The sequence below is a fragment of the Bacillus cereus genome, assembly GCF_002567495.1.
Taxonomy (GTDB): Bacteria; Bacillota; Bacilli; order Bacillales; family Bacillaceae_G; genus Bacillus_A; species Bacillus_A cereus_AQ.
Map to the genome: position 1 here is coordinate 150,732 of NZ_NVAP01000040.1, position 23,099 is coordinate 173,830.

A 23,099-nucleotide genomic window follows, 5' to 3' on the forward strand; every position below is an offset into this window, starting at 1 on the left:
ACCAAAAAGGGTAAAACATTAGGGGGAAACGACAATGACATTAGAAATCTTCGAATACTTAGAAAAATATGATTATGAGCAAGTAGTATTTTGTCAAGATAAAGAATCTGGTTTAAAAGCAATCATTGCAATTCATGATACAACACTTGGACCAGCTCTTGGTGGAACAAGAATGTGGACATATGATTCTGAAGAAGCGGCGATTGAAGATGCATTGCGTCTTGCAAAAGGGATGACATACAAAAACGCAGCAGCTGGTTTAAACTTAGGTGGTGCGAAAACAGTAATTATCGGTGATCCACGTAAAGATAAGAGCGAAGCGATGTTCCGTGCATTAGGACGCTACATTCAAGGATTAAATGGTCGTTATATTACAGCTGAAGATGTTGGTACAACAGTAGATGATATGGATATTATCCACGAAGAAACTGACTTTGTAACAGGTATCTCACCATCATTCGGTTCTTCTGGTAACCCATCTCCAGTAACTGCATACGGTGTTTACCGTGGTATGAAAGCAGCTGCACAAGAAGCTTTCGGTACTGACAATTTAGAAGGAAAAGTAATTGCTGTTCAAGGTGTTGGTAACGTAGCATATCACCTATGCAAACATTTACACGCTGAAGGAGCAAAATTAATCGTTACAGATATTAATAAAGAAGCTGTACAACGTGCAGTAGAAGAATTCGGTGCAACAGCAGTTGAACCAAATGAAATTTACGGTGTTGAATGCGATATTTACGCACCATGTGCATTAGGCGCAACAGTTAATGATGAAACTATTCCACAACTTAAAGCAAAAGTAATCGCAGGTTCTGCAAATAACCAATTAAAAGAAGATCGTCACGGTGACATCATTCATGAGATGGGTATTGTATACGCACCAGACTATGTAATCAATGCAGGTGGCGTAATTAACGTAGCAGACGAATTATATGGATACAATAGAGAACGTGCACTAAAACGTGTTGAGTCAATCTATGACACAATTGCAAAAGTAATCGAAATTTCAAAACGCGATGGCATAGCAACTTATGTAGCAGCAGATCGTCTAGCTGAAGAGCGCATTGCAAGCTTGAAAAATTCTCGTAGCACATACTTACGCAACGGTCACGATATTATTAGCCGTCGCTAATCATTCATATATAACTTTTACAAAAGGTGTGGTTACCTCTTATGAGGTTCCCACTTCCTTTTGAATTTATTAGTGGAGGTAGCAACATTGTCTGTAAATCGAATTCTTGTTATTAACCCAGGTAGTACATCCACAAAAATTGGTGTTTTTGATAATGAAAGACCCGTTCTAGAAGAAACTATTCGTCATGATGTAGAACAGATTGGGAAATATAAGCGAATTATCGACCAATATGAGTTTCGAAAAGAAACGATTTTAGAAGTTCTACATTCTCATGGTATTAACATTTCAAAATTAAACGCTGTTTGTGGGCGTGGTGGATTACTTCGTCCAATCGAAGGCGGTACGTATACAGTAAACAATGCGATGTTAGAAGATTTAAAAAATGGGTTTAGCGGTCATCACGCTTCAAACCTTGGAGGCATTTTAGCATATGAAATTGCTTCTGGATTAAACATTCCTGCATTCATTGTGGATCCTGTCGTTGTAGATGAGCTGGACCCGGTTGCTCGTATAAGTGGTATTGCTGGTATGGAGCGCAAAAGTATCTTCCATGCATTAAATCAAAAAGCAGTTGCTCGTAAAGTAGCTGAACAGTTAAATCACAAATACGAGGATTTAAATTTATTAGTTACACATATGGGCGGTGGTATTACAGTTGGTGCTCATAAAAAAGGAAGAGTAATCGATGTGAATAACGGTTTAAACGGAGAAGGACCATTTAGTCCAGAGCGCGCTGGTACAGTACCAGTAGGACAACTAGTAGAAATGTGTTTCTCTGGTGAGTATTACCGAGATGAAATGATTAAAAAACTTGTCGGACAAGGTGGACTTGTAAGTTTAATCGGTACAAATGATGCGATTAAAGTAGAGCAAATGGTTGAAAAAGGTGATCCTGAAGCAACTCTTATTTATAAAGCAATGGCGTATCAAGTTGCGAAAGAGATTGGCGGAGCTAGCGCTGTGCTTCACGGGAAAATCGATGCAATCGTATTAACTGGTGGACTTGCGTACAGTAAAATTCTTGTCGATGAAATAAAAGAGCGAGTGGACTGGATTGCAGATGTTATCGTACATCCAGGAGAAGATGAGTTAGAAGCGTTAGCAGAAGGAGCACTTCGTGTATTACGTGAAGAAGAAGCTCCAAAAGAATACGTTGTACGTGAAAAAGAAACGGTAGCTAGGGGTTGAGATAATGGCAAAAGAATATGATTTAGTCATCGTTGGCGGCGGTACTGGTGGATATGTTGCTGCAATTCGTGCATCACAACTAGGGTTAAAAACTGCACTAGTTGAAAAAGAAAATCTTGGTGGTACTTGTTTACACAAAGGATGTATTCCTAGTAAAGCTCTTTTACGTAGTGCGGAAGTATATGCAACTGCTAAAAAAAGCGAAGAGTTCGGAGTTATTGCAAGCAATGTAGAACTAAACTTTGCGAAAGTGCAAGAGCGTAAAGAGAAGATTGTAACACAGCTTCATAAAGGCGTTCAGCATTTAATGAAACAAGGTAAAATTGATGTGTTTGAAGGTATTGGCCGTATTCTTGGCCCGTCTATTTTCTCTCCGATGCCAGGGACAATTTCAGTTGAACTTGCAAGTGGAGAAGAGAATGAAATGTTAATTCCAAAAAATGTACTTGTTGCAACAGGTTCTCGTCCAAATTCATTACCAGGTTTAGAGTTAGACGGAGAATATGTAATGTCTTCAGATCATGCCCTAAAAATGGAAACGCTTCCTAGTTCGATTATCATCGTTGGTGGCGGTGTAATCGGTATTGAGTGGGCATCTATGCTTGCTGACTTCGGTGTAGAAGTTACAGTATTAGAGTATGCGAAAACGATATTACCACTAGAAGATCAGGACGTTTCAAAAGAAATGCAACGTCTATTCAAGAAAAAAGGTATTAAAGTGGTAACTGGTGCAAAAGTATTACCAGAAACATTGGTAAAAGATAATGGAGTAACAATCCAAGCTGAACATAACGGTGAGAATAAAGAATTTAAAGCTGAAAAAATGCTTGTATCTGTAGGAAGACAAGCGAATACGCAAAATATTGGCTTAGAGAACACAGATATCGTTGTGGAAAAAGGATACATTCAAACAAATGAGTTTTATCAAACGAAAGAATCGCATATTTACGCAATTGGAGATGTAATCGGTGGTTTACAACTTGCTCACGTTGCTTCTCATGAAGGAATTGTTGCAGTAGAACATATTGCAGGGAAAGAAGTTACACCAATTGATTACTCTATGGTATCAAAATGCGTATATAGCAGTCCAGAAGTTGCTTCTGTCGGTTTAACAGAACAAGAAGCGAAAGAAAAAGGCTATAAGTTAAAAGTAGGTAAGTTCTCATTCCGCGCAATCGGAAAAGCGCTTGTATACGGAGAATCAGATGGATTTGTAAAACTTGTAGTTGATGAAGAAATAAATGACATTCTTGGTGTTCATATGATTGGACCACATGTAACAGATATGATTTCTGAAGCTGGTCTTGCAAGAGTACTTGATGCAACACCTTGGGAAGTAGCACATACAATTCATCCGCATCCATCATTATCTGAGGCGATTGGTGAAGCAGCACTTGCTGTAGATGGAAGAGCGTTACACGCATAAAAATGTGGATTTAGGAGGTTATGAAAAATGGCAGAAGTAAAAGAAAAGCGCCATGAAGAGCTTGGCTTAAGTGATGAGCAAGTATTAGAAATGTTCCGTACGATGTTACTTGCACGTAAAATTGACGAACGTATGTGGTTATTAAACCGTGCAGGTAAAATTCCATTCGTAATTTCTTGTCAAGGACAAGAGGCTGCGCAAGTTGGAGCGGCGTTTGCTCTTGATAGAGAGAAAGATTATGCATTACCATACTACCGTGATATGGGTGTTGTACTAGCGTTTGGTATGACAGCTAAAGAGCTTATGTTGTCTGCTTTCGCGAAAGCTGGAGATCCAAACTCTGGTGGTCGTCAAATGCCTGGTCACTTCGGTCAAAAGAAAAATCGTATTGTTACAGGTTCATCTCCAGTAACAACGCAAGTACCACATGCAGTTGGTATTGCACTAGCTGGAAAAATGGAGAAAAAAGATTTAGTAACGTTCGTTACATTTGGAGAAGGTTCTTCAAACCAAGGTGACTTCCACGAAGGGGCAAACTTTGCTGGTGTACACAAACTACCTGTTATTTTCATGTGTGAAAATAACAAATATGCAATCTCTATTCCGGTTGAAAAACAATTAGCATGTAAAAACGTATCAGATCGTGCAATTGGTTACGGTATGCCTGGATATACAATAGACGGAAATGATCCGCTGGCAGTATATAAAGCTGTAAAAGAAGCAGCAGATCGCGGCCGTCGTGGTGAAGGCCCGACTTTAATTGAAACAGTATCATATCGTTTAACAGCACATTCTAGTGACGATGATGATCGTGTTTATCGTGATAAAGAAGAAGTAGAAGAAGCAAAGAAAAAAGATTCAATTATAACATTTGCAGCTTATTTAAAAGAAGCTGGTGTGTTAACTGAGGAATTTGAAAAACAAATGTTAGACGAAATTATGCATATCGTAAATGAAGCAACAGAATATGCAGAAAATGCTCCGTATGCAGCACCTGAAGATGCATTGAAGCACGTATACGCAGAATAGGGGGGAACGTTTCATGGCTGTAATGTCTTATATTGATGCTATTACATTAGCAATGCGCGAAGAAATGGAACGCGATGAGAAAGTATTCGTTTTAGGAGAAGATGTTGGTAAAAAAGGTGGCGTGTTTAAAGCGACACACGGTTTGTATGATCAATTTGGTGAAGATCGTGCGCTTGATGCACCGCTTGCAGAATCTGCAATTGCTGGGGTAGCAATTGGTGCGGCAATGTATGGTATGCGTCCAATCGCTGAAATGCAGTTTGCTGATTTCATCATGCCAGCAGTAAACCAAATTGTTTCTGAGGCAGCAAAAATTCGTTATCGTTCTAATAATGATTGGACTTGTCCAGTTACAATTCGTGCACCATTTGGTGGGGGTGTTCACGGTGCATTGTATCATTCACAATCTGTAGAAGCGATGTTTGCAAACCAACCAGGTTTAAAAATCGTTATCCCTTCTACACCATATGATGCAAAAGGCTTATTAAAAGCAGCAATCCGTGATGAAGATCCAGTATTATTCTTCGAACATAAACGTGCATATCGCTTAATTAAAGGTGAAGTGCCGGAGGATGACTACGTATTACCAATCGGAAAAGCAGATGTAAAACGTGAAGGTGATGATATTACAGTTATCACGTACGGATTATGTGTTCATTTTGCTCTTCAAGCAGCTGAAAAGCTAGCACAAGATGGCATCTCTGCACACATTCTTGATTTACGTACTGTATATCCATTAGATAAAGAAGCGATTATTGAAGCAGCTTCTAAAACAGGTAAAGTTCTTCTTGTAACAGAAGACAATAAAGAAGGAAGCATTATGAGTGAAGTGGCAGCAATTATTGCTGAAAACTGTCTGTTTGATTTAGATGCGCCAATCGCGCGTCTTGCAGGTCCAGACGTTCCAGCAATGCCGTACGCACCAACAATGGAAAAATTCTTTATGGTAAATCCAGATAAAGTTGAAAAAGCAATGCGTGAACTTGCGGAATTTTAATCGGGGGGACTATACATGGCTGTAGAAAATATTACAATGCCTCAGCTCGGGGAGAGCGTTACAGAGGGCACAATTAGTAAATGGCTCGTTAATGTTGGCGATCACGTAAACAAGTATGATCCGCTTGCAGAAGTAATGACTGATAAAGTAAATGCAGAAGTACCATCTTCTTTCACTGGTATTGTGAAAGAGTTAATAGCTGGTGAAGGTGATACGTTAGCTGTAGGTGAAGTAGTTTGTGTTATTCAAGTAGAAGGCGCAGATGAAGTGGCAGCAACAGCTGTTGAGGAAAAAACGAAAGAAGAACCAAAGGCAGCAGTAACTGCGCCTGAAAAAGCACTGAAAGTAAAACAACCAACTGATGGAAAACCACGTTTTTCACCAGCTGTCTTAAAACTTGCGGGTGAGCATAACGTTGATCTAGATTTAGTAGAAGGTACGGGAGCAAATGGTCGTATCACTCGTAAGGATATTTTAAAGCTAGTGGAATCTGGAAATATTCCGCAAGTAGGTGCGAAAAAAGAGGAAGCTGTAGCGGCAGTAGTAGAAGCTCGTCCAGAAGCACCAAAAGCAGCGCCAGTAGCGCAAAAAGTAGAAGCTGCGAAACCAGTTTCTGTACCTACAATGCCTGGCGATATCGAAATTCCAGTAACAGGTGTGCGTAAAGCAATTGCAGCAAACATGTTACGTAGTAAACACGAAGCACCACATGCTTGGATGATGATTGAAGTAGATGTGACAAACCTTGTGTCATACCGTAACTCAATTAAAGGGGACTTTAAGAAGCGTGAAGGCTTTAACTTAACGTTCTTTGCTTTCTTCGTAAAAGCAGTAGCACAAGCGTTAAAAGAGTATCCTCAAATTAATTCAATGTGGGCTGGCGATAAAATTGTTCAGAAGAAAGATATTAACCTTTCTATCGCTGTTGCAACAGAGGAAGAACTATTTGTACCAGTAATTAAGCAAGCGGACGAGAAAACAATTAAAGGTATCGCTCGTGAAATTACAGAACTTGCAGGAAAAGTACGTACGAAGTCGTTAAAAGCAGACGAAATGCAAGGTGGAACATTTACAATTAATAACACAGGATCATTCGGTTCTGTTCAATCTATGGGTATTATTAATTACCCACAAGCGGCTATTCTACAAGTTGAATCAATTGTAAAACGCCCAGTAATTATGGATAACGGTATGTTCGGTGCTCGTGACATGGTTAACTTATGTTTATCACTTGATCACCGTGTACTTGATGGTTTAATTTGTGGTAAGTTCTTAGGACGTGTTAAAGAAATTTTAGAAAACATGTCAGAAAACAACACATCTGTATATTAATAAAAAGCTCGCTTATGCGAGCTTTTTATCATCTTATTTCTTCATCTACATCCTACTATATGTATAAATACCTTTCCCAGTAATCTTACAATGAACGATTATGTATTAGGAATTTATGAAAATACATTGCTGATATATGGTATATGGATATAAAATAAGAAAAGAATAATTTTTTTGGCAAATCTTACTGATGAAACTGTAGTATAATATATTGTATTGTATGAAAAAGAGAGTTATTCTATATAAGTGTTTATAGATAATGTGTAATCAGTCGTCAAAACATGAAGAATGTTGACTCCTGGTTTTTTATTTTGCTGTAACAATGTTTCAGGAGGATGTCATGAAAAGAAGTACCGAATTTTTAAAAAGTTTAGATGTAAAATTAATTTTAATTTTGTTAGCATTATGTGTTACGAGTATAGCTGCTATATATAGCAGTCAGCAAACTGGCCAATATGGGGCTGAGAATTTTGCTTTGAAACAAGGTATTAACTACATAATTGGAATTGTAATGTTACTTCTTGTTGCAAGTGTTGATTCAGATCAGCTACAAAAATTATCATGGCCATTGTATATTGCAACGTTTTTGTCAATTATTCTACTAAAAATATTACCGGTTTCAACCTTTACACCGGAGATACTAGGGGCAAAAAGGTGGTTTAGATTTCCACTAATTGGATCTATTCAGCCGTCGGAGTTTTTCAAAATTGCACTGGTTATGTTAGTAGCAAATTTAGCAGTAAAGCATAATGCACAGCATATGATTCGAACATTTAAAACAGACCTAATATTAGTAGGAAAGATTATGCTAGTATCTATTCCTCCTACGGCAGTTGTATATAGTCAGCCGGATACAGGTATGGTGTTCTTATATGCTGCTGCTATTGCATGTATTTTATTTATGTCAGGTATTCAGAAGAAATTGATAGCAATATGTACAGTTATTCCGGTGACGATAGTATCTGCGTTAATGTTTATTTTCTTTAAGTATCCAGATTTTTTCTATAATAAGTTAGTTACTTTACTAAAGCCTCACCAACAGTCACGTATTTTAGGTTGGTTGGACCCATTTGAACATACAGATCAAGGTTATCAAACACAGCAATCGATTTTAGCTGTAGGTAGTGGAGGTATGGAAGGTAAAGGATACGGTGGAGGAAGCGTCTATATCCCAGAGAAGCATACTGACTTTATTTTCGCTACAATTGCCGAAGAAGGTGGATTTATCGTAGCAGCGTTAGTTGTGTTCTTGTTCCTATTACTACTATATCGAACAATTATTATTGGTTATTCAGCTGATAATTTATTTGGTACATTATTATGTGCTGGATCGATCGGGATATTAACGGTTCAAATATTCCAAAACATCGGTATGATCGTTGGATTAATGCCTGTAAAAGGTATTGCATTACCTTTCTTATCGTATGGGGGAAGTTCCTTATTCTCGAATATGATTATGATGGGGCTCATACTATCGGTACGGAAAACGTATAAAAAATATATGTTTTCAGTTAAGTAAAGAAGCTGGTTCGTTTTTAAACGAACCAGCTTTTTTACATATATGCTCATAAACGTTGCAAACTAAAACAGACTAGCAGTTTGGGATGTAAGGAGTGCAAAGTGATGCATATGCATATTTTTGAAGGAGCACGACATCTTTCTATTGGTGAATGGGTTGTTCGAGCCATAATAGCGTACATATTTTTAATATTAGTTGCGAAAGCAATGGGGCAAAGGTCTATCGCGCAGCTTCGCTTTTTGGATGTTGTATTAGTATTATTGCTTGGTGGGAATATTTCTAATGCACTTTCTGATGAGAAGGTCGGATTACTTGGTTCAATGATTACAACTTTTATACTAGTTGTACTTCATATTGTAAGCTCTATTTTAATGTTGAAATGGGATAGATGGAGACGCTTTTTAGAGCCAGCACCTATCATTCTTATACATAATGGTTGCATTGATTTTAGCAATTTGAAAAAGGCGAGAATTACGGCGGAATATTTATTTTCGGAACTTCGTATGCGAAATGTGAGCGATATTCAAACGGTTAAATTAGCATTATGGGAAGCAAGTGGTGTTGTTTCTATATTTCAGTATCCAGAATATGAAGCAGCTTCTCGGCGTGATCTGAAAGTGGCGGGGAAAAGGTCTCCAGTTTCTTTTATTTTAGTGAAAGATGGAAGGATTCAGCAGGACGTTCTCGCTTTAATAGGAAAAACAGAAGGGTGGGCAAAAGAGTTTTTAGAGAAGAGTGCGGAAATTGAGGCCATTATGTTAGCTACAGTAGATGAAGCACATAAAATAAATATTTTGTTAAAAAAATGAAAAATATACGCATTTTGTCGTTTCGTACATATGATACAATAGTGTGGACAACGAAAAAGGAGGCGATACGGTGGGATATGTAGAAGAATTACGAAAAATAGTTGGTCATCGCCCTTTAATTTTAGTTGGTGCTGTTGTACTCGTTATAAATGAAAGTGGATATGTTTTATTGCAGCAGCGGACAGAGCCGTATGGAAAATGGGGGCTACCTGGCGGGTTAATGGAGCTTAGTGAATCGCCAGAAGAAACAGCTTACCGTGAAGTATACGAAGAGACGGGAATAGAAGTAAAGAACTTACGACTGATCAATGTATTTTCTGGAGCGAACTATTTCACAAAATTAGTAAACGGTGATGAATTTCAATCTGTAACGACCGCTTATTATACGGATGAATACGAAGGGGATTTTGTTATGAATAAAGAAGAAGCAGTTCAACTTAAATTCTTTTCAGTAACAGAACTACCTGACTATATTGTAGGATCGCATAAAAAAATGATTGTTGAATATATGAAGATTATGGGAAAAAAGATATAATAATAGTGAAAGAAATACAAAAACACAGCTCTGGTTGGTAGTCCAGACGCATGATTTCATGTCAGTAACCTTCCCCTCCGGGATGTCCCGTATTTCTAAATTGTTTAAAGGAGGGGCTGTCAATGGATTTGACAGTATATCACGACGGTCAATTTTTTGTAGGAATTATTACACATAAAGAAAAAGGGAAATTGTGTGGAGCGAGGTATATTTTTGGAGCGGAACCGTCAGATGAAGAAGTGCTTATATTTGTGAATGGTCCACTTTTAGAGCATTTTCAGCACTTTGCAAAATGTGGTGTAGAAGTTAATGAAAAACAGCGTCCTAAAAATATAAAACGTATCATACGACAAGCAGCAAAAGAAATAAATGTTAAACGTTTTACTAAGGCGCAAGAGGCGATTAGTTTATCTTATGAATTGCATAAACAAGAAAAGAAAGTGCAGTCTAAAGAGAAGCGAGAAGCTGAAAAACAAAGAAGGCGTTTAATTAAAGTACAAAAAGCAAAGCAAAAACATCGTGGTCATTAAAGAAAAGGTGTTAGAGCAAGAGCTCTAACACCTTTTCTATACCTAAATACAAGTAAACTTACTTGTATTTCATAAACATTAACTGGTAAGATACAAATAGGTAGTTTTAGAGGAGGGAAAAGAGTGATTAATTTTAACTTTTTTATGAATGATGTTGTCCGCCAAGCGCGTGAAGAGATTGTTTCTGCTGGATATACAGAATTGACGACGCCGGAAGCGGTAGAAGAAGCGTTTAAAAGAAATGGAACAACACTTGTAATGGTAAACTCTGTATGTGGTTGTGCAGGTGGTATTGCTCGTCCTGCTGCTGCGCATTCCGTACATTATGATAAACGTCCTAACCACCTTGTAACGGTGTTTGCAGGTCAAGATAAAGAAGCGACAGCAAGAGCGCGTGAATATTTCGAAGGGTATCCACCTTCTTCTCCATCATTTGCTTTATTAAAAGATGGAAAAATTGTAACGATGGTAGAGCGTCATGAAATTGAAGGTCATGAACCGATGCAAGTTATTGCAAAACTACAATCGTATTTCGAAGAGAATTGTGAAGAACTATAAATAAGCGAAAAGGCGTTACGTCCACAACTAAGTGGATGTACCGCCTTTTTTATTTAGTATTAAAATTTAAGGGATATGCATAGTTATGTTATTTTATGCACTATTTTATACAATGAAAATGGCGTTTATATTGTTATTTTATTTATTTTTATTTTATATATTGCATAAAAATAAAAGTGCTGATACAATACAAACATCGAATAAATATTCTATTAAACTTTTAAATATACATTATTAGGGGGAAGAAAGATGAAGAAGTTATTATCAATATCGTTCGCACTTATTTTAATTGTAAGTATATTCAGTGCTTGTAGTAATGGGGAATCGAAAGAAACAAAAGGAAATAAGAAAGTACTCGTAATGGGAACTTCAGCAGATTATAAACCTTATGAATATGTAGAAGCATCAAAGAGTGATGAAATTATCGGCTTTGATGTTGATGTTGCTAAATATATCGGAAAAGAACTTGGTTATGAAGTGAAAGTGAAAGATATGGATTTTGGTGGTTTATTAGCATCTCTTAGCTCAGGAAAAGTTGATTTTGTAATGGCAGGTATGACGCCAACTGCAGATCGTAAAAAGAATGTTGATTTCACAGATATTTATTTTGTTGCTAAAAATATGGTTGTTTCTAAAAAGGACTCTAACATTAAATCAATAGAAGATTTAAAAGGGAAAAAAGTAGGGGTACAAACAGGATCTATTCAAGAGGAGAAAGCAGCAGAATTTAAAAAACAAGTCGATTTCAAAGTTGAGGGACGTGACCGTATACCAGAAATCGTACAAGAAATTAAAGCTGGTCGTTTTGATGCTGCAATTATAGAAGACACAGTTGCTAAAAATTATTTAGAGAAAATGAAAGATTTACAAGGAATTGAAATTAAAGAAGCCCCAGAAGAAGTTGGAGCAGCTATTGCCCTTCCGAAAAACAGTGATAAAACAGCAGAATTTAATAAAGTGATTAAAAAAATGCAAGAAAATGGAGAAATGGATAAATTAGTGAAGAAATGGTTTGGCAGCGAAAAATAAGCTGCCTTTCACTTTTCTGCGGGGGGAATGAGTAGTATGAATTTAGATTTTTCGGCGATTACGCCTTCGATACCATATATATTAAAAGGCTTAGAAGTTACTTTGAAAATTGTAGCAGTATCAGCTTTAGCAGGGTTTATTTTAGGGACATTATTAGCACTTTGTAAAATTGCTAGAATACGAGCATTAAATATAGCAGCAGATTTTTATACATCAATTTTTCGTGGTACACCACTTGTATTGCAATTAATGATTATTTATTTCGGTGTCCCACAAATAATTGGTTATGAAATACCAGCTTTTTTAGCGGCTGTACTAGCTTTTAGTTTGAATTCAGGTGCATACATGTCAGAAGTGATTCGTGCTGGTATTCAAGCAGTTGATAAAGGACAAACAGAAGCAGCAATGGCTTTAGGGATACCGTACGGAAAAATGATGAGAAATATTATTTTCCCTCAAGCATTAAAAAATATATTACCAGCACTTGTGAACGAATTTGCGACACTCACGAAAGAATCAGCTGTAGTAACAGTAATAGGCGCGACTGATTTAATGCGCCGTGCTTACATTGTAGGCGGTGAGACATTTAAATATCTTGAACCATTACTTTTTGTTGGACTGATTTATTATATGTTAGTCATTATTCTTACATTAGTCGGGAAGGCAATTGAAGGGAGAATGAAGAAAAGTGATTAAAATTGAAAACCTTCATAAATCATTTGGTAAAAACGAAGTATTAAAAGGAATTACAACAACAATTGAAAAAGGGGAAGTAGTTGCAATTATAGGGCCTTCTGGATCAGGAAAATCAACATTTTTACGCTGTATGAATATGTTAGAAGCACCAACGAATGGTCACATTTGGATTGGAACAGAAGAAGTAACGAACCCGAAAACGAATGTTATGCACGTTCGTGAAAATGTCGGTATGGTATTTCAGCATTTTCACTTATTTCCTCATATGACAGTATTAGAAAATATTACGTATGCTCCTATCAATGTAAAAGGAGTAACGAAGCAAGAAGCAGAAAAGAAAGCTGAGAAACTTTTAGAAAAGGTTGGATTATTAGATAAAAAAGATACGTATCCAAATCGCCTTTCAGGAGGACAAAAGCAACGTGTAGCAATTGCAAGGGCGTTAGCGATGGAACCGGAAGTTATGCTATTTGATGAACCAACATCGGCGCTAGATCCAGAGATGGTGAAAGAAGTGTTAGAAGTTATGAAATCGTTAGTTACGACAGGAATGACGATGGCTATCGTTACACATGAAATGGGCTTTGCAAAAGAAGTGGCAGATCGTGTTCTTTTCTTGGACGGAGGAAAACTTGTAGAAGATAGTGCGCCAACAGAATTTTTTGCAGCACCGAAAAGTGAACGTGCACAACAATTTTTACAAAAAATATTGTAATATGAAAAGGTTATGTGAATAATAAGTAGAAAAGGATGACATTGTGTCATCCTTTTTTTATACTAACTGTAAATACGTTTATACATATAGGAGCAATGAATGCTATGTTTAAAATTGGATATCGTACAGTAAAAACAGCAATAGGGACAGGCGCGGCAGTTTTTATTGCTCAGTTATTAGGATTAGAATTTTATAGTTCAGCAGGTATTTTAGTTATATTATGTGTACAAAATACGAAGCGGAAATCGCTTCAAGTGTCGTTACATCGTTTTTTAGCTTGTGTATTATCAATGGTATTCGCGTTTTGTATTTTTGAAACGATTGGCTATACACCACTTGCAATTAGCGTATTGTTACTTACATTTATTCCGACTGCAGTAATGCTTAAAATTCAAGAAGGCATTGTCACGAGTTCAGTTATTGTTATGCATCTATATTCATTGAAACAAATTACATGGCTTATAGTTGGAAATGAAATTGCTATATTAACGATAGGGATTAGCGTGGCGTTATTAGTAAATATGTATATGCCGAGTAGTGAAAATAAGCTAAAAGAGTATCAGGATAAAATAGAGAGTAATTTTAAAACGATTTTGTTTGAAATGGTTGTGTATTTACGAAATAGAGAAAGTAGTTGGAGCGGCTCAGAACTCATTGAAACCGAGAATATGTTAAATGAAGCGAGAGATTTATCGTTTAAGAAACTTGAGAATGCATTTATGCGAGAAGATGATTATTACTATCGTTATTTTAATATGCGCATGCAACAATTCGAAATTTTAGAGCGAATGATACCGCTAGCAGCTTCTTTATCGTGGACATATGAACAAGCTGACATGATTGCAGATGTTGTTGAAAACATTGGTAATGCTATTAGCCCGGAGAGTACTGGAGTTATTTCCTTAAGGCAGCTTCAAGAAATGAGGGGATTATTTAGAGACATGCCATTGCCAGCCACACGCGAAGAATTTGAGATACGTGCGAAACTGGTTCAACTTGTGTATGAAATGGAACAATATTTACTCATTAAAAGTCGCTTTAAGGGAAAGGATAATATAAAAGAACTTATATAGAAGGTAGGAATTATCTATGCCGTATCTTCTCTCTATCATATTATGTCTTTCTTTATCGCCGATTTGGCCTCTTGGTGATAATCCACGTGCCGGAGATCCTTTTATTATTGTAAATAAAGCAACGAATAAATTAGCTTACATTGACGATGGAAAGATTCAAAAGGTTTTTCCAGTAGCGACAGGGAAAACGAATGAATTAACTCCAGAGGGAACTTTTGATGTTGTAATGAAAGCGAAGGATCCGTATTACATTGCGAAGGATATTCCAGGTGGATCGCCGAAAAATCCACTGGGATCAAGGTGGATTGGATTTAATGCAAGAGGAACTGATGGAAGTAAATATGGAATACATGGAACAAACCAACCGAGTTCAATTGGAAAGTATATTTCACAAGGGTGTATTAGGATGAAGAAAAACGATGTGGAATATTTATTTGATCGCATTCCCATTGGAACGAAAGTATGGATTGTGAAATCAAAAAAAACATTTCAGCAATTGGCAAAAGAAAAAGGAGCCATTGCATATGAAAAAGCCAGCGAAAAAAAGTTGGCTTTTTCTATTATAATAAGTTGTCTTGACATGTGTACATAACCGTGCGTTAATGAAAATATAGAAAGATAAAAATAGATAAAGGGGTTGCTCATATGTACTTGAATCCAAAAATTTCGTATATGCAGTTTTTTATGGGATTTCTATTTGTTATTACATTCATATTGGCAACTTTTAATATATGTTCTTACCTTATAGCAATTGTATGTATGGCATTACTTAATCTCACTTTTGTTATTGGGGCATTTCAGCAGAAACAATATACAAGTTTTGTAATAGCGCTTGTAATGTCATTTTCCTTTAGTATTGTAGCAATTGTGTTTTATATAAAATAAACCATCTCGATGTCGAGATGGTTTATTTTGTCATGTGTAAAAAGTAAAAAAAGGACGAACGCATCGCCCTTTTTACCAAAACATACTCGCGCCAGCAAGTAATGTTGTTACAAGCATAGAAATTAGCATCACATAAACCATAACTTTTTGAGCTTTTTTATGCATCGTTATACCTCCTTGCAAATCAGTACAATTTCATTGTAACGAGAAATGAAATTATGGACAAGGGGAGAGTGAGGACAAAATTCGGTAAGGGGTTGCAAAATATAACAGGGAATTTAACTGTATGTAGAGAATATAGTAAAAGGGTGGATTGTTAATTTTTTGTTATGCAAGCTGAAGAATGGAGATACGATGATGAAAATATACGAAACAGATCGCTTACATTTACGGGAAATTGATGAGTCGTATACTGAAAAAGTTCTTCAATATTACGACAGAAATCGTGAATTTTTAAAAGCTTGGGAAGAGTATAGACCGGATGATTTTTTTACGTTAGATTATCAAAAGAAAAAGTTGCAAAAGGATAGAAAAGAGTTCGAAGAAGGGAAAATCATCAGACTATGGATTTTTAAAAAGGGTGATGATACGAAAATAATTGGGTGTATTTCATTTAATTTAATTGTTCGTGGTATTTATCAATCTTGTGTACTCAGTTATAAATTAGATAAAAAAGAGTTAAACAAAGGGTATACGACAGAAGCGCTTAGAAAAGCAATTCAAGTTGCTTTTGAGGAATTTCGTTTACATCGTATAGAAGCTCCGATTATGCCTCGCAATTTAGCATCTATACAAGTAGTGACGAAGATAGGTTTTCAATATGAAGGCGTGTCTAGAAAGATGTTAATGGTAAATGGCATATGGGAAGATCATATGCGCTGGGTATTGTTAAATGAGTAATAGAAAGCAGATGGCTATCTAGACATGTAAACCATCTGTTTTTTGTCTTGTATTTCGAAACTTTTGCGAAATTCTGTTATAATTAGTAGTGTTACATACATAATGGTAGTGCAGGAGGCGCAGTCTTATGATTAATCAAGAACGTTTAGTAAATGAATTTATGGAATTAGTACAAGTAGATTCTGAAACGAAATTTGAAGCAGAAATCTGTAAAGTATTAACGAAGAAATTTACAGATTTAGGTGTAGAAGTATTTGAAGATGACACAATGGCTGTAACTGGTCATGGTGCAGGTAACTTAATTTGTACTTTACCAGCAACAAAAGATGGTGTTGATACAATTTACTTTACTTCTCATATGGATACAGTAGTTCCTGGTAATGGAATTAAGCCTTCTATTAAAGATGGATATATCGTATCAGATGGTACAACAATTTTAGGTGCGGATGATAAAGCTGGATTAGCATCAATGTTCGAAGCAATCCGTGTTTTAAAAGAGAAAAACATCTCTCATGGTAAAATTGAATTTATTATTACAGTCGGAGAAGAATCAGGTCTTGTTGGTGCAAAAGCATTAGACCGTGAGCGCATTACAGCGAAATACGGTTACGCGCTAGATAGCGATGGAAAAGTTGGTGAAATCGTTGTTGCAGCTCCAACACAAGCGAAAGTGAACGCAATCATTCGTGGGAAAACAGCTCACGCTGGTGTAGCGCCGGAGAAAGGTGTATCTGCAATTACTATCGCAGCGAAAGCCATTGCGAAGATGCCACTTGGTCGCATTGACTCTGAAACGACTGCAAATATCGGACGTTTTGAAGGTGGTACACAAACGAATATCGTTTGCGATCATGTACAAATCTTTGCAGAAGCTCGTTCTTTAATCAATGAGAAAATGGAAGTACAAGTTGCGAAAATGAAAGAAGCATTTGAAACAACTGCAAAAGAAATGGGCGGTCAAGCAGATGTTGAAGTAAACGTTATGTACCCAGGATTTAAATTTGCTGATGGTGATCACGTTGTAGAAGTTGCAAAACGTGCAGCTGAAAAAATCGGTCGTACACCTTCTCTTCACCAAAGTGGTGGCGGAAGTGATGCAAACGTAATTGCTGGACACGGTATCCCAACAGTTAACTTAGCAGTTGGTTATGAAGAAATTCATACAACAAACGAGAAGATTCCTGTTGAAGAGTTAGCAAAAACAGCAGAATTAGTTGTTGCAATTATTGAAGAAGTAGCGAAGTAATGGAATAGAAAAAGCGTGTAAATCAATTGTGATTTACACGCTTTTTATTTTGATTCGATTGTTTTTACAAGGCGTATAAGCCAATACAAGAAAAACCATGGCAGTATATAAGTTGTTGCTACATGTACTAGACGAGAGAAAAATCCAAACGTATTCATCTTGAAAATTGGAAGTAGTAAATAATTAATTACGATGATTAATATAACTACAAGGAACGTATAGTTGAGTTTATTAGTTGATTTCATCATAATCAGCTCCTTTCACATGTATATCCTCTTTAAATAGATTGTAAAAAAGAACAAGTAATTATTATAACTATTGTGCAAAATTTGATATAATAAAAGAACGAACGTTCTGATTAGGGAGTGAGTACTATGCGAGAAATGTATCCGAAAAATGGTCGTGTAATTTTGCATGTAGATATGAATTGCTTTTTTGCATCTGTTGAAATTGCTCATGATCCATCATTACAAGGAAAGCCATTAGCAGTTGCTGGAAATGAAAAAGAGAGAAAAGGAATTATTATAACATGTAGTTATGAGGCGAGAGAATACGGAATACGTACGACGATGCCCCTTTGGGAAGCGAAAAGGTTATGCCCACAATTAGTTGTAAGGCGTCCTAATTTCACATTATATCGCGAAGCATCATTTCAAATGTTTCAAATCCTTTCTCGTTTTACAGAAAAGATACAACCAGTCTCAATAGATGAAGGGTATTTAGATATTACAGATTGCTACGCACTTGGTTCGCCTCTTGAGATAGCAAAGATGATTCAACAAGCACTATTAACAGAGTTACAGCTTCCGTGTAGTATTGGAATTGCTCCAAATCTATTTCTAGCAAAGACCGCTTCAGATATGAAAAAACCACTTGGTATTACCGTGCTTCGAAAACGGGATATTCCAGAACTGATTTGGCCACGTCCAGTTGGAGCAATGCATGGAATTGGTGAGAAAACAGCTGAAAAATTAAATGATATTCATATACAGACAATTGAACAGTTGGCAAAGGGAGACGAGCATATCATTCGTTCTAAAATTGGAAAGCATGGTGTTGATTTACAAAGGCGTGCAAAAGGTATGGATGATAGGGAAGTGGATCCGAGTCAAATGGGACAGCATAAAAGTGTCGGTAACTCGATGACTTTTGCAAAGGATATGGATGAAGAGAAAGAATTACTTGATATGTTAGATCGTTTATCAAAGTCAGTGAGTAAAAGACTACAAAAGCGAACCCTTGTCAGCTATAATATTCAAATTATGATTAAATACCATGATAGGCGAACAGTGACACGGAGTAAGCAATTGAAAAATGCAATTTGGGAAGAACGCGATATTTTTCAAGCAGCATCCCGTTTATGGAAGCAACATTGGGACGGTGATTCCGTTCGTTTACTAGGTGTTACAGCTACTGAAATAGAGTGGAAGACCGAATCGGTGAAACAATTAGATTTGTTTTCATTTGAAGAGGATGCGAAAAAAGAACCGCTACTTGCTGTCATTGATCAAATTAATGATAAGTATGGAACACCGCTTTTACAACGAGGTAGTCAACTGCTACGTAAGCAAGAGAGGTCGTTTCAACAAAAGTTAGAAAATAAGTTTATGTAGAAGGTGTCATGAAGTAGTAAATATCATGACACCTTTCATATTTAACTCGCTTCTAAATCTAAAGAAGTCTTCCATCCAGCTCCAGTAACGCCAGATTCTAATAGCATTCTACTTACTATTTTTTCAATTAAGATAGCCGCATTTGTCTTGCAATGTAATGTAGCCTGTATACAAACTTTTTGATTAGAATCTACATCTTCACTATACAACTCTTTTAAACCAAGCCCTTCTGTACTTACCATATGCATAAGTAAAAAACGAATATGTGCTTCATTTTCTTCTGAACAAGTAAGAGAAAGGAAGTAGTTGGTTTGTTCAGGTGATTCTTCTTTTGATTTTTTGTTCATAAAGAGAGCGATTGGGCGAAGAAGTATATTTGCTAGTAAAACGCCGGCTGCACCTAATATCGCTGCAACAAGAAAACCAGCGCCTGTAAGAGTACCGACAGCAGCTGCACACCATAAAGTAGCTGCCGTATTTAGTCCTCTAATACTAAAACCATCGCGGATAATAACGCCGCCCCCTAAAAAACTAATACCACTAACAACTTGAGCAGCAATGCGGGATGGGCTAGCATCATGATCAAGCATGACGGATAATAAAACAAATATACAGGCACCAAGTGATACGAGAGCATTTGTCCGCAGCCCGGCCATTCGGTGTCTCCATTGCCTTTCCATTCCGATGCAAGCACCTACAATAATTGCGATAACTAATCTGAATACAATGTCGTACCATACCATCATGGTCACCTCCATATATAAGTATCTGTTATGTTTTTTAGAATGAGCGGGGGATACCCACTCATTCTTATTTTTACAACCAGCTATGAAACTTTTTAATATAAAGCTTTTTCAGGAATTGTGTTAAGACAGCGTAGCCTAATAGTATTCCTACTAACCAAGGGAAGTAGCTAAGTGGTAATGCTTGTAAACCAACGGCTGCACCAAGTGGTGAGAATGGAATATAAATCCCGATTGCCATAATAAGAGCAGTTAATAAAACGACTGGTGTTGATGCAGTGCTTTGAATAAATGGAATCTTCTGTGTTCTTATCATGTGAACAATTAAAGTTTGTGTTAACAATCCAACGACAAACCAACCGGACTGGAATAATGATTGTTCGCTCGGTGTATTTGCGCCAAATACATTCCACATGACTACGTATGTGATAATATCAAATATGGAACTAATTGGGCCGATACAAATAATGAAGTTTCGTAAGTTTGCAGTATCCCATTTTCGTGGTTTTTCTAGAAACTCTTTATCCATTTTGTCCCATGGAATAGAAAGTTGTGAAATATCATAAAGTAAGTTTTGAATTAAAAGATGAATGGCAAGCATCGGTAAAAAGGGAATGAAAGCACTTGCTACTAACACGCTAAACACATTACCGAAGTTAGAGCTAGCTGTCATCTTAATATATTTTAAAATATTTCCGAATGTAGTACGTCCTTCTAAAATCCCGGCTTCTAATATAGTTAAACTTTTTTCGAGTAGAATAATATCGGAAGCTTCTTTTGCAATATCAGTAGCAGTATCAACGGATATTCCGACATCAGCTTCACGTAATGCTACAGCATCGTTAATGCCATCTCCCATATAACCTACAGTGTGTCCATTTCCTTGTAGTGCGCGTATAATGCGAGATTTTTGCATAGGATTCAGCTTCGCAAATACAGTCGTTTCTTCAGCAAGTTTTGCCAATGCTTTATCTGGTAAAGAATCAATCTCGTAACCGAGGATTGGTTCACCGATATCTAACCCAACTTCTTTACAAACCTTTCTTGTAACAATTTCGTTATCGCCAGTTAAAATTTTCACTTGTACACCATGTTTTTGTAATGCTTGAATGGCAGCTGCTGCAGATGGTTTCGGTGGATCTAAAAAGCCAATATATCCAGCGAGAATCATATCAGTTTCGTCTTTTACTGCGTACTCTTTATCATTTATTTTTCTATCTTTTTTATAAGCCACAGCAATAACTCGCATACCTTCACTATTCAATGTCTCACTTAGCTTTTTGACATTTGAGCGCATTTCCTCAGTAAGTGGAACAATTTTTTCATCCACTTCAGTGTAGTTGCAAATGGATAAAAGTTCTTCTACGGCACCTTTACAAACCATTGTATGTTCACTTGTAATGTCTTTCACGATGACTGACATACGCCGGCGGGCGAAATCGAATGGAATTTCATCTAGCTTTTGAAAAGCTGATGGATCAAAATTATGGTTTTCCTCTGTATGTTTAATAACAGCCTTATCTATTAAATTTTTTAATCCAGTTTGATAGAAACTATTTAAATAGGCAAATTGTAAGACACGATTACATTCATTTCCATTAGGATCTAAGTGGCGAACAAGGACAACTTTATCTTCTGTTAAAGTTCCGGTTTTATCTGTACAAAGAATGTTCATAGCACCTAAGTTTTGAATAGAATTTAGTTGTTTTACAATTACTTTTTGTTTAGACATGTTAACGGCACCTTTAGCTAAATTAGCAGTTACAATCATTGGTAACATTTCGGGTGTAAGACCAACAGCAACGGCAATAGCGAAGAAGAAAGCTTCTTGCCAATCTCCTTTTGTGAATCCATTAATGAGAAGGACAATAGGTGCCATAATAAGCATGAATGTAATTAAGAGCCAGCTTACTTTGTTTACACCTTTATCAAAGCTTGTTTCTACACGCTTTCCGATTACCTTATTTGCTAAAGAGCCGAAATACGTATCGGTACTTGTTGAGATGACAACAGCTTTTGCGCTACCACTTACAATATTTGTTCCCATGAAACAAAGGTTTTCCATATCGAGTGGATTGTAATTTTTTTTCATGTTTGTCGGTAAGATATGCTTATTTTCTGTATGGTAGCAGTGTTCGTATTTTTCTACAGGGAGTGCTTCCCCTGTTAAAGAAGATTGATTAACAAATAAATCTTTAGCGGATACAATACGCACATCAGCTGGAACGATATCACCGGCTGAAAGGGAAATGATATCGCCAGGTACAAGTTCCTCAATTGGAATTTCTGTTGTGTAATTTCGATTTAAATTCGTTACATTTTTTGTTTCATGTACAAATCCATTTATTCTAAATACGCTCGCAGTTGTTCGAACCATAGCTTTTAACTTATCGGCAGCTTTTTGAGAACGAAATTCTTGGGAAAACCGAATTGTTGCACTAAGTAGTACCATTGCAGATACGACAATTGTTCCTTGTATGTCATCTGTGAAAAAGGAAAGGGCTCCAAGAGCTAATAAAACGAAAATAAATGGATTTTTAAATGCCAGCAGAAATTGAATGTACCACGGCGCCATTTTATTATGAGCTATTTCGTTCGGACCGTATAAAGAAAGTCTACGAGACGCTTCTTGTTTAGATAATCCATCTTGTGTTGTTTCTAGAAGTTTTAACGCAGAGCTTACATCTTGTGTTGCAACCTCCACTAATAATTCGTTATTTGTTTGCATGCTATCTTGCTCATAAGCATGCTTTGTTTCTTGTCTTTGTAAATTAAACATCGGTAGTTCCTCCTCTGTCATGAAAGAGGAAACAATCTGTTACCTAACTATTTGAAATGGTGAGGAACAGTTTCTTTCCTACCTACATGATGAAATATGAATGTAAAACGTATGGGTATCTGGGCCGAATCATCAATTGCCAACTGTTCCTCACCTCCGTACAATTTAGTAGTTTCTGAATATGCTATGTTTGTTTCATAGTAAGGTGCATATATACGTAAAAAGACCTTTACTCAAAACGAGTAAAGGTCTGAATTCGCAGTTAAAAGAGTCCACAACAAAGACTGTTAGTAAACATAGATAAAAACAGTTTTTGTGTATGACAAAATACATGCACCTCTCCCTCGTTGAGTTTTAGC

The 23,099-nt window shown here is 36.6% G+C and carries 23 protein-coding genes and 1 pseudogene; 20 read left to right on the forward strand and 4 right to left on the reverse strand.

All coding sequences use genetic code 11. From position 1 onward, the window contains the following. The first annotated feature begins 34 nt into the window (after positions 1–34). The 17 genes and pseudogenes from COK05_RS19540 to COK05_RS19625 all read left to right on the forward strand — a co-directional run bounded on the left by COK05_RS19540 (position 35) and on the right by COK05_RS19625 (position 15,459). Complete coding sequence (locus tag COK05_RS19540) at positions 35–1,135, forward strand: leucine dehydrogenase (protein ID WP_098613908.1); 1,101 nt, start codon at positions 35–37, stop codon at positions 1,133–1,135. A gap of 87 nt (positions 1,136–1,222) precedes the next feature. Next, the gene (gene buk / locus COK05_RS19545) at positions 1,223–2,326 is read left to right on the forward strand and encodes a butyrate kinase (RefSeq protein WP_098613909.1); all 1,104 of its coding nucleotides are present in this window, start codon (positions 1,223–1,225) and stop codon (positions 2,324–2,326) included. A gap of 4 nt (positions 2,327–2,330) precedes the next feature. Next, the gene (lpdA, locus tag COK05_RS19550) at positions 2,331–3,752 is read left to right on the forward strand and encodes a dihydrolipoyl dehydrogenase (protein WP_098613910.1); all 1,422 of its coding nucleotides are present in this window, start codon (positions 2,331–2,333) and stop codon (positions 3,750–3,752) included. A 27-nt stretch (positions 3,753–3,779) separates the two neighbouring features. Continuing rightward, positions 3,780–4,781 carry a 3-methyl-2-oxobutanoate dehydrogenase subunit alpha gene (gene bfmBAA, locus COK05_RS19555; protein ID WP_000852549.1) on the forward strand — a complete coding sequence of 334 codons (1,002 nt, stop codon included), beginning with the start codon at positions 3,780–3,782 and terminating at the stop codon, positions 4,779–4,781. A 13-nt stretch (positions 4,782–4,794) separates the two neighbouring features. Beyond that, complete coding sequence (bfmBAB, locus tag COK05_RS19560; RefSeq protein ID WP_000290071.1) at positions 4,795–5,778, forward strand: 3-methyl-2-oxobutanoate dehydrogenase subunit beta; 984 nt, start codon at positions 4,795–4,797, stop codon at positions 5,776–5,778. Between the two features lie 15 nt (positions 5,779–5,793). Continuing rightward, positions 5,794–7,110, forward strand: coding sequence for a dihydrolipoamide acetyltransferase family protein (locus COK05_RS19565; RefSeq protein ID WP_098613911.1), 1,317 nt, complete (start codon positions 5,794–5,796; stop codon positions 7,108–7,110). Positions 7,111–7,450: 340 nt separating this feature from the next. Then, a complete protein-coding gene (locus COK05_RS19575) occupies positions 7,451–8,629 on the forward strand; it encodes an FtsW/RodA/SpoVE family cell cycle protein (RefSeq protein ID WP_098613912.1) in 1,179 nt (392 codons plus the stop codon). Positions 8,630–8,733: 104 nt separating this feature from the next. Continuing rightward, on the forward strand, positions 8,734–9,438 hold the full coding sequence (locus tag COK05_RS19580) for a DUF421 domain-containing protein (RefSeq protein WP_098613913.1): 705 nt from the start codon (positions 8,734–8,736) through the stop codon (positions 9,436–9,438). Positions 9,439–9,508: 70 nt separating this feature from the next. Then, on the forward strand, positions 9,509–9,973 hold the full coding sequence (locus COK05_RS19585) for an NUDIX hydrolase (protein ID WP_098613914.1): 465 nt from the start codon (positions 9,509–9,511) through the stop codon (positions 9,971–9,973). A 122-nt stretch (positions 9,974–10,095) separates the two neighbouring features. After that, complete coding sequence (locus COK05_RS19590) at positions 10,096–10,503, forward strand: YjdF family protein (protein ID WP_098613915.1); 408 nt, start codon at positions 10,096–10,098, stop codon at positions 10,501–10,503. A 144-nt stretch (positions 10,504–10,647) separates the two neighbouring features. Continuing rightward, the gene (locus COK05_RS19595) at positions 10,648–11,061 is read left to right on the forward strand and encodes a BrxA/BrxB family bacilliredoxin (protein ID WP_001979317.1); all 414 of its coding nucleotides are present in this window, start codon (positions 10,648–10,650) and stop codon (positions 11,059–11,061) included. Between the two features lie 249 nt (positions 11,062–11,310). Next, a complete protein-coding gene (locus COK05_RS19600) occupies positions 11,311–12,090 on the forward strand; it encodes a transporter substrate-binding domain-containing protein (protein ID WP_098613916.1) in 780 nt (259 codons plus the stop codon). A gap of 36 nt (positions 12,091–12,126) precedes the next feature. Continuing rightward, positions 12,127–12,786, forward strand: a complete 660-nt coding sequence (locus tag COK05_RS19605; RefSeq protein WP_001046915.1) for an amino acid ABC transporter permease — start codon at positions 12,127–12,129, stop codon at positions 12,784–12,786. After that, on the forward strand, positions 12,779–13,501 hold the full coding sequence (locus COK05_RS19610; RefSeq protein WP_098613917.1) for an amino acid ABC transporter ATP-binding protein: 723 nt from the start codon (positions 12,779–12,781) through the stop codon (positions 13,499–13,501). The genes COK05_RS19605 and COK05_RS19610 overlap by 8 nt, the downstream gene beginning before the upstream one ends. Before the next feature lie 104 nt (positions 13,502–13,605). Continuing rightward, positions 13,606–14,574, forward strand: a complete 969-nt coding sequence (locus COK05_RS19615; RefSeq protein WP_098613918.1) for an aromatic acid exporter family protein — start codon at positions 13,606–13,608, stop codon at positions 14,572–14,574. A gap of 16 nt (positions 14,575–14,590) precedes the next feature. Next, a pseudogene (locus tag COK05_RS19620) lies at positions 14,591–15,153 on the forward strand (L,D-transpeptidase). A gap of 66 nt (positions 15,154–15,219) precedes the next feature. Then, a complete protein-coding gene (locus tag COK05_RS19625) occupies positions 15,220–15,459 on the forward strand; it encodes a DUF3894 domain-containing protein (RefSeq protein WP_098613919.1) in 240 nt (79 codons plus the stop codon). Between the two features lie 72 nt (positions 15,460–15,531). Here COK05_RS19625 and prli42 read toward each other — a convergent pair whose 3' ends face one another. Next, complete coding sequence (gene prli42 / locus COK05_RS31400; protein ID WP_000549040.1) at positions 15,532–15,624, reverse strand: stressosome-associated protein Prli42; 93 nt, start codon at positions 15,622–15,624, stop codon at positions 15,532–15,534. 189 nt (positions 15,625–15,813) lie between these two features. Here prli42 and COK05_RS19635 point away from each other — a divergent pair, with 189 nt between their 5' ends. Both COK05_RS19635 and COK05_RS19640 read left to right on the forward strand, forming a co-directional pair. Continuing rightward, positions 15,814–16,359 carry a GNAT family N-acetyltransferase gene (locus COK05_RS19635; RefSeq protein WP_141539171.1) on the forward strand — a complete coding sequence of 182 codons (546 nt, stop codon included), beginning with the start codon at positions 15,814–15,816 and terminating at the stop codon, positions 16,357–16,359. A gap of 127 nt (positions 16,360–16,486) precedes the next feature. Further along, positions 16,487–17,605: a tripeptidase T gene (locus COK05_RS19640; protein ID WP_098613921.1), complete on the forward strand. Its 1,119-nt coding sequence runs from the start codon at positions 16,487–16,489 to the stop codon at positions 17,603–17,605. A 44-nt stretch (positions 17,606–17,649) separates the two neighbouring features. Here the strand turns inward: COK05_RS19640 and COK05_RS19645 are convergent, their stop codons facing one another. Continuing rightward, on the reverse strand, positions 17,650–17,850 hold the full coding sequence (locus tag COK05_RS19645; protein WP_098613922.1) for a hypothetical protein: 201 nt from the start codon (positions 17,848–17,850) through the stop codon (positions 17,650–17,652). 129 nt (positions 17,851–17,979) lie between these two features. Between COK05_RS19645 and COK05_RS19650 the strand changes: the two genes are divergently transcribed. Next, positions 17,980–19,218, forward strand: a complete 1,239-nt coding sequence (locus tag COK05_RS19650; protein ID WP_098613923.1) for a DNA polymerase IV — start codon at positions 17,980–17,982, stop codon at positions 19,216–19,218. A 41-nt stretch (positions 19,219–19,259) separates the two neighbouring features. Here COK05_RS19650 and COK05_RS19655 read toward each other — a convergent pair whose 3' ends face one another. Further along, positions 19,260–19,961: an MgtC/SapB family protein gene (locus COK05_RS19655; RefSeq protein ID WP_141539172.1), complete on the reverse strand. Its 702-nt coding sequence runs from the start codon at positions 19,959–19,961 to the stop codon at positions 19,260–19,262. A gap of 73 nt (positions 19,962–20,034) precedes the next feature. Then, positions 20,035–22,740, reverse strand: coding sequence for a magnesium-translocating P-type ATPase (mgtA, locus tag COK05_RS19660; RefSeq protein WP_141539173.1), 2,706 nt, complete (start codon positions 22,738–22,740; stop codon positions 20,035–20,037). Between the last annotated feature and the right edge of the window lie 359 nt (positions 22,741–23,099).

Excerpts from the sequence above, each read along its gene's own strand:
- COK05_RS19645 (WP_098613922.1), bottom strand. The coding sequence starts at position 17,850 with ATGAAATCAACTAATAAACTCAACTATACGTTCCTTGTAGTTATATTA.
- COK05_RS19625 (WP_098613919.1), top strand. The coding sequence starts at position 15,220 with ATGTACTTGAATCCAAAAATTTCGTATATGCAGTTTTTTATGGGATTT.
- COK05_RS19635 (WP_141539171.1), top strand. The coding sequence starts at position 15,814 with ATGATGAAAATATACGAAACAGATCGCTTACATTTACGGGAAATTGAT.
- COK05_RS19575 (WP_098613912.1), top strand. The coding sequence starts at position 7,451 with ATGAAAAGAAGTACCGAATTTTTAAAAAGTTTAGATGTAAAATTAATT.
- COK05_RS19655 (WP_141539172.1), bottom strand. The coding sequence starts at position 19,961 with ATGGTATGGTACGACATTGTATTCAGATTAGTTATCGCAATTATTGTA.
- bfmBAA (WP_000852549.1), top strand. The coding sequence starts at position 3,780 with ATGGCAGAAGTAAAAGAAAAGCGCCATGAAGAGCTTGGCTTAAGTGAT.
- COK05_RS19595 (WP_001979317.1), top strand. The coding sequence starts at position 10,648 with ATGAATGATGTTGTCCGCCAAGCGCGTGAAGAGATTGTTTCTGCTGGA.
- COK05_RS19615 (WP_098613918.1), top strand. The coding sequence starts at position 13,606 with ATGTTTAAAATTGGATATCGTACAGTAAAAACAGCAATAGGGACAGGC.
- COK05_RS19600 (WP_098613916.1), top strand. The coding sequence starts at position 11,311 with ATGAAGAAGTTATTATCAATATCGTTCGCACTTATTTTAATTGTAAGT.
- COK05_RS19640 (WP_098613921.1), top strand. The coding sequence starts at position 16,487 with ATGATTAATCAAGAACGTTTAGTAAATGAATTTATGGAATTAGTACAA.
- lpdA (WP_098613910.1), top strand. The coding sequence starts at position 2,331 with ATGGCAAAAGAATATGATTTAGTCATCGTTGGCGGCGGTACTGGTGGA.
- prli42 (WP_000549040.1), bottom strand. The coding sequence starts at position 15,624 with ATGCATAAAAAAGCTCAAAAAGTTATGGTTTATGTGATGCTAATTTCT.
- COK05_RS19580 (WP_098613913.1), top strand. The coding sequence starts at position 8,734 with ATGCATATGCATATTTTTGAAGGAGCACGACATCTTTCTATTGGTGAA.
- bfmBAB (WP_000290071.1), top strand. The coding sequence starts at position 4,795 with ATGGCTGTAATGTCTTATATTGATGCTATTACATTAGCAATGCGCGAA.
- COK05_RS19605 (WP_001046915.1), top strand. The coding sequence starts at position 12,127 with ATGAATTTAGATTTTTCGGCGATTACGCCTTCGATACCATATATATTA.
- mgtA (WP_141539173.1), bottom strand. The coding sequence starts at position 22,740 with ATGTTTAATTTACAAAGACAAGAAACAAAGCATGCTTATGAGCAAGAT.
- COK05_RS19540 (WP_098613908.1), top strand. The coding sequence starts at position 35 with ATGACATTAGAAATCTTCGAATACTTAGAAAAATATGATTATGAGCAA.
- COK05_RS19565 (WP_098613911.1), top strand. The coding sequence starts at position 5,794 with ATGGCTGTAGAAAATATTACAATGCCTCAGCTCGGGGAGAGCGTTACA.
- COK05_RS19590 (WP_098613915.1), top strand. The coding sequence starts at position 10,096 with ATGGATTTGACAGTATATCACGACGGTCAATTTTTTGTAGGAATTATT.
- COK05_RS19650 (WP_098613923.1), top strand. The coding sequence starts at position 17,980 with ATGCGAGAAATGTATCCGAAAAATGGTCGTGTAATTTTGCATGTAGAT.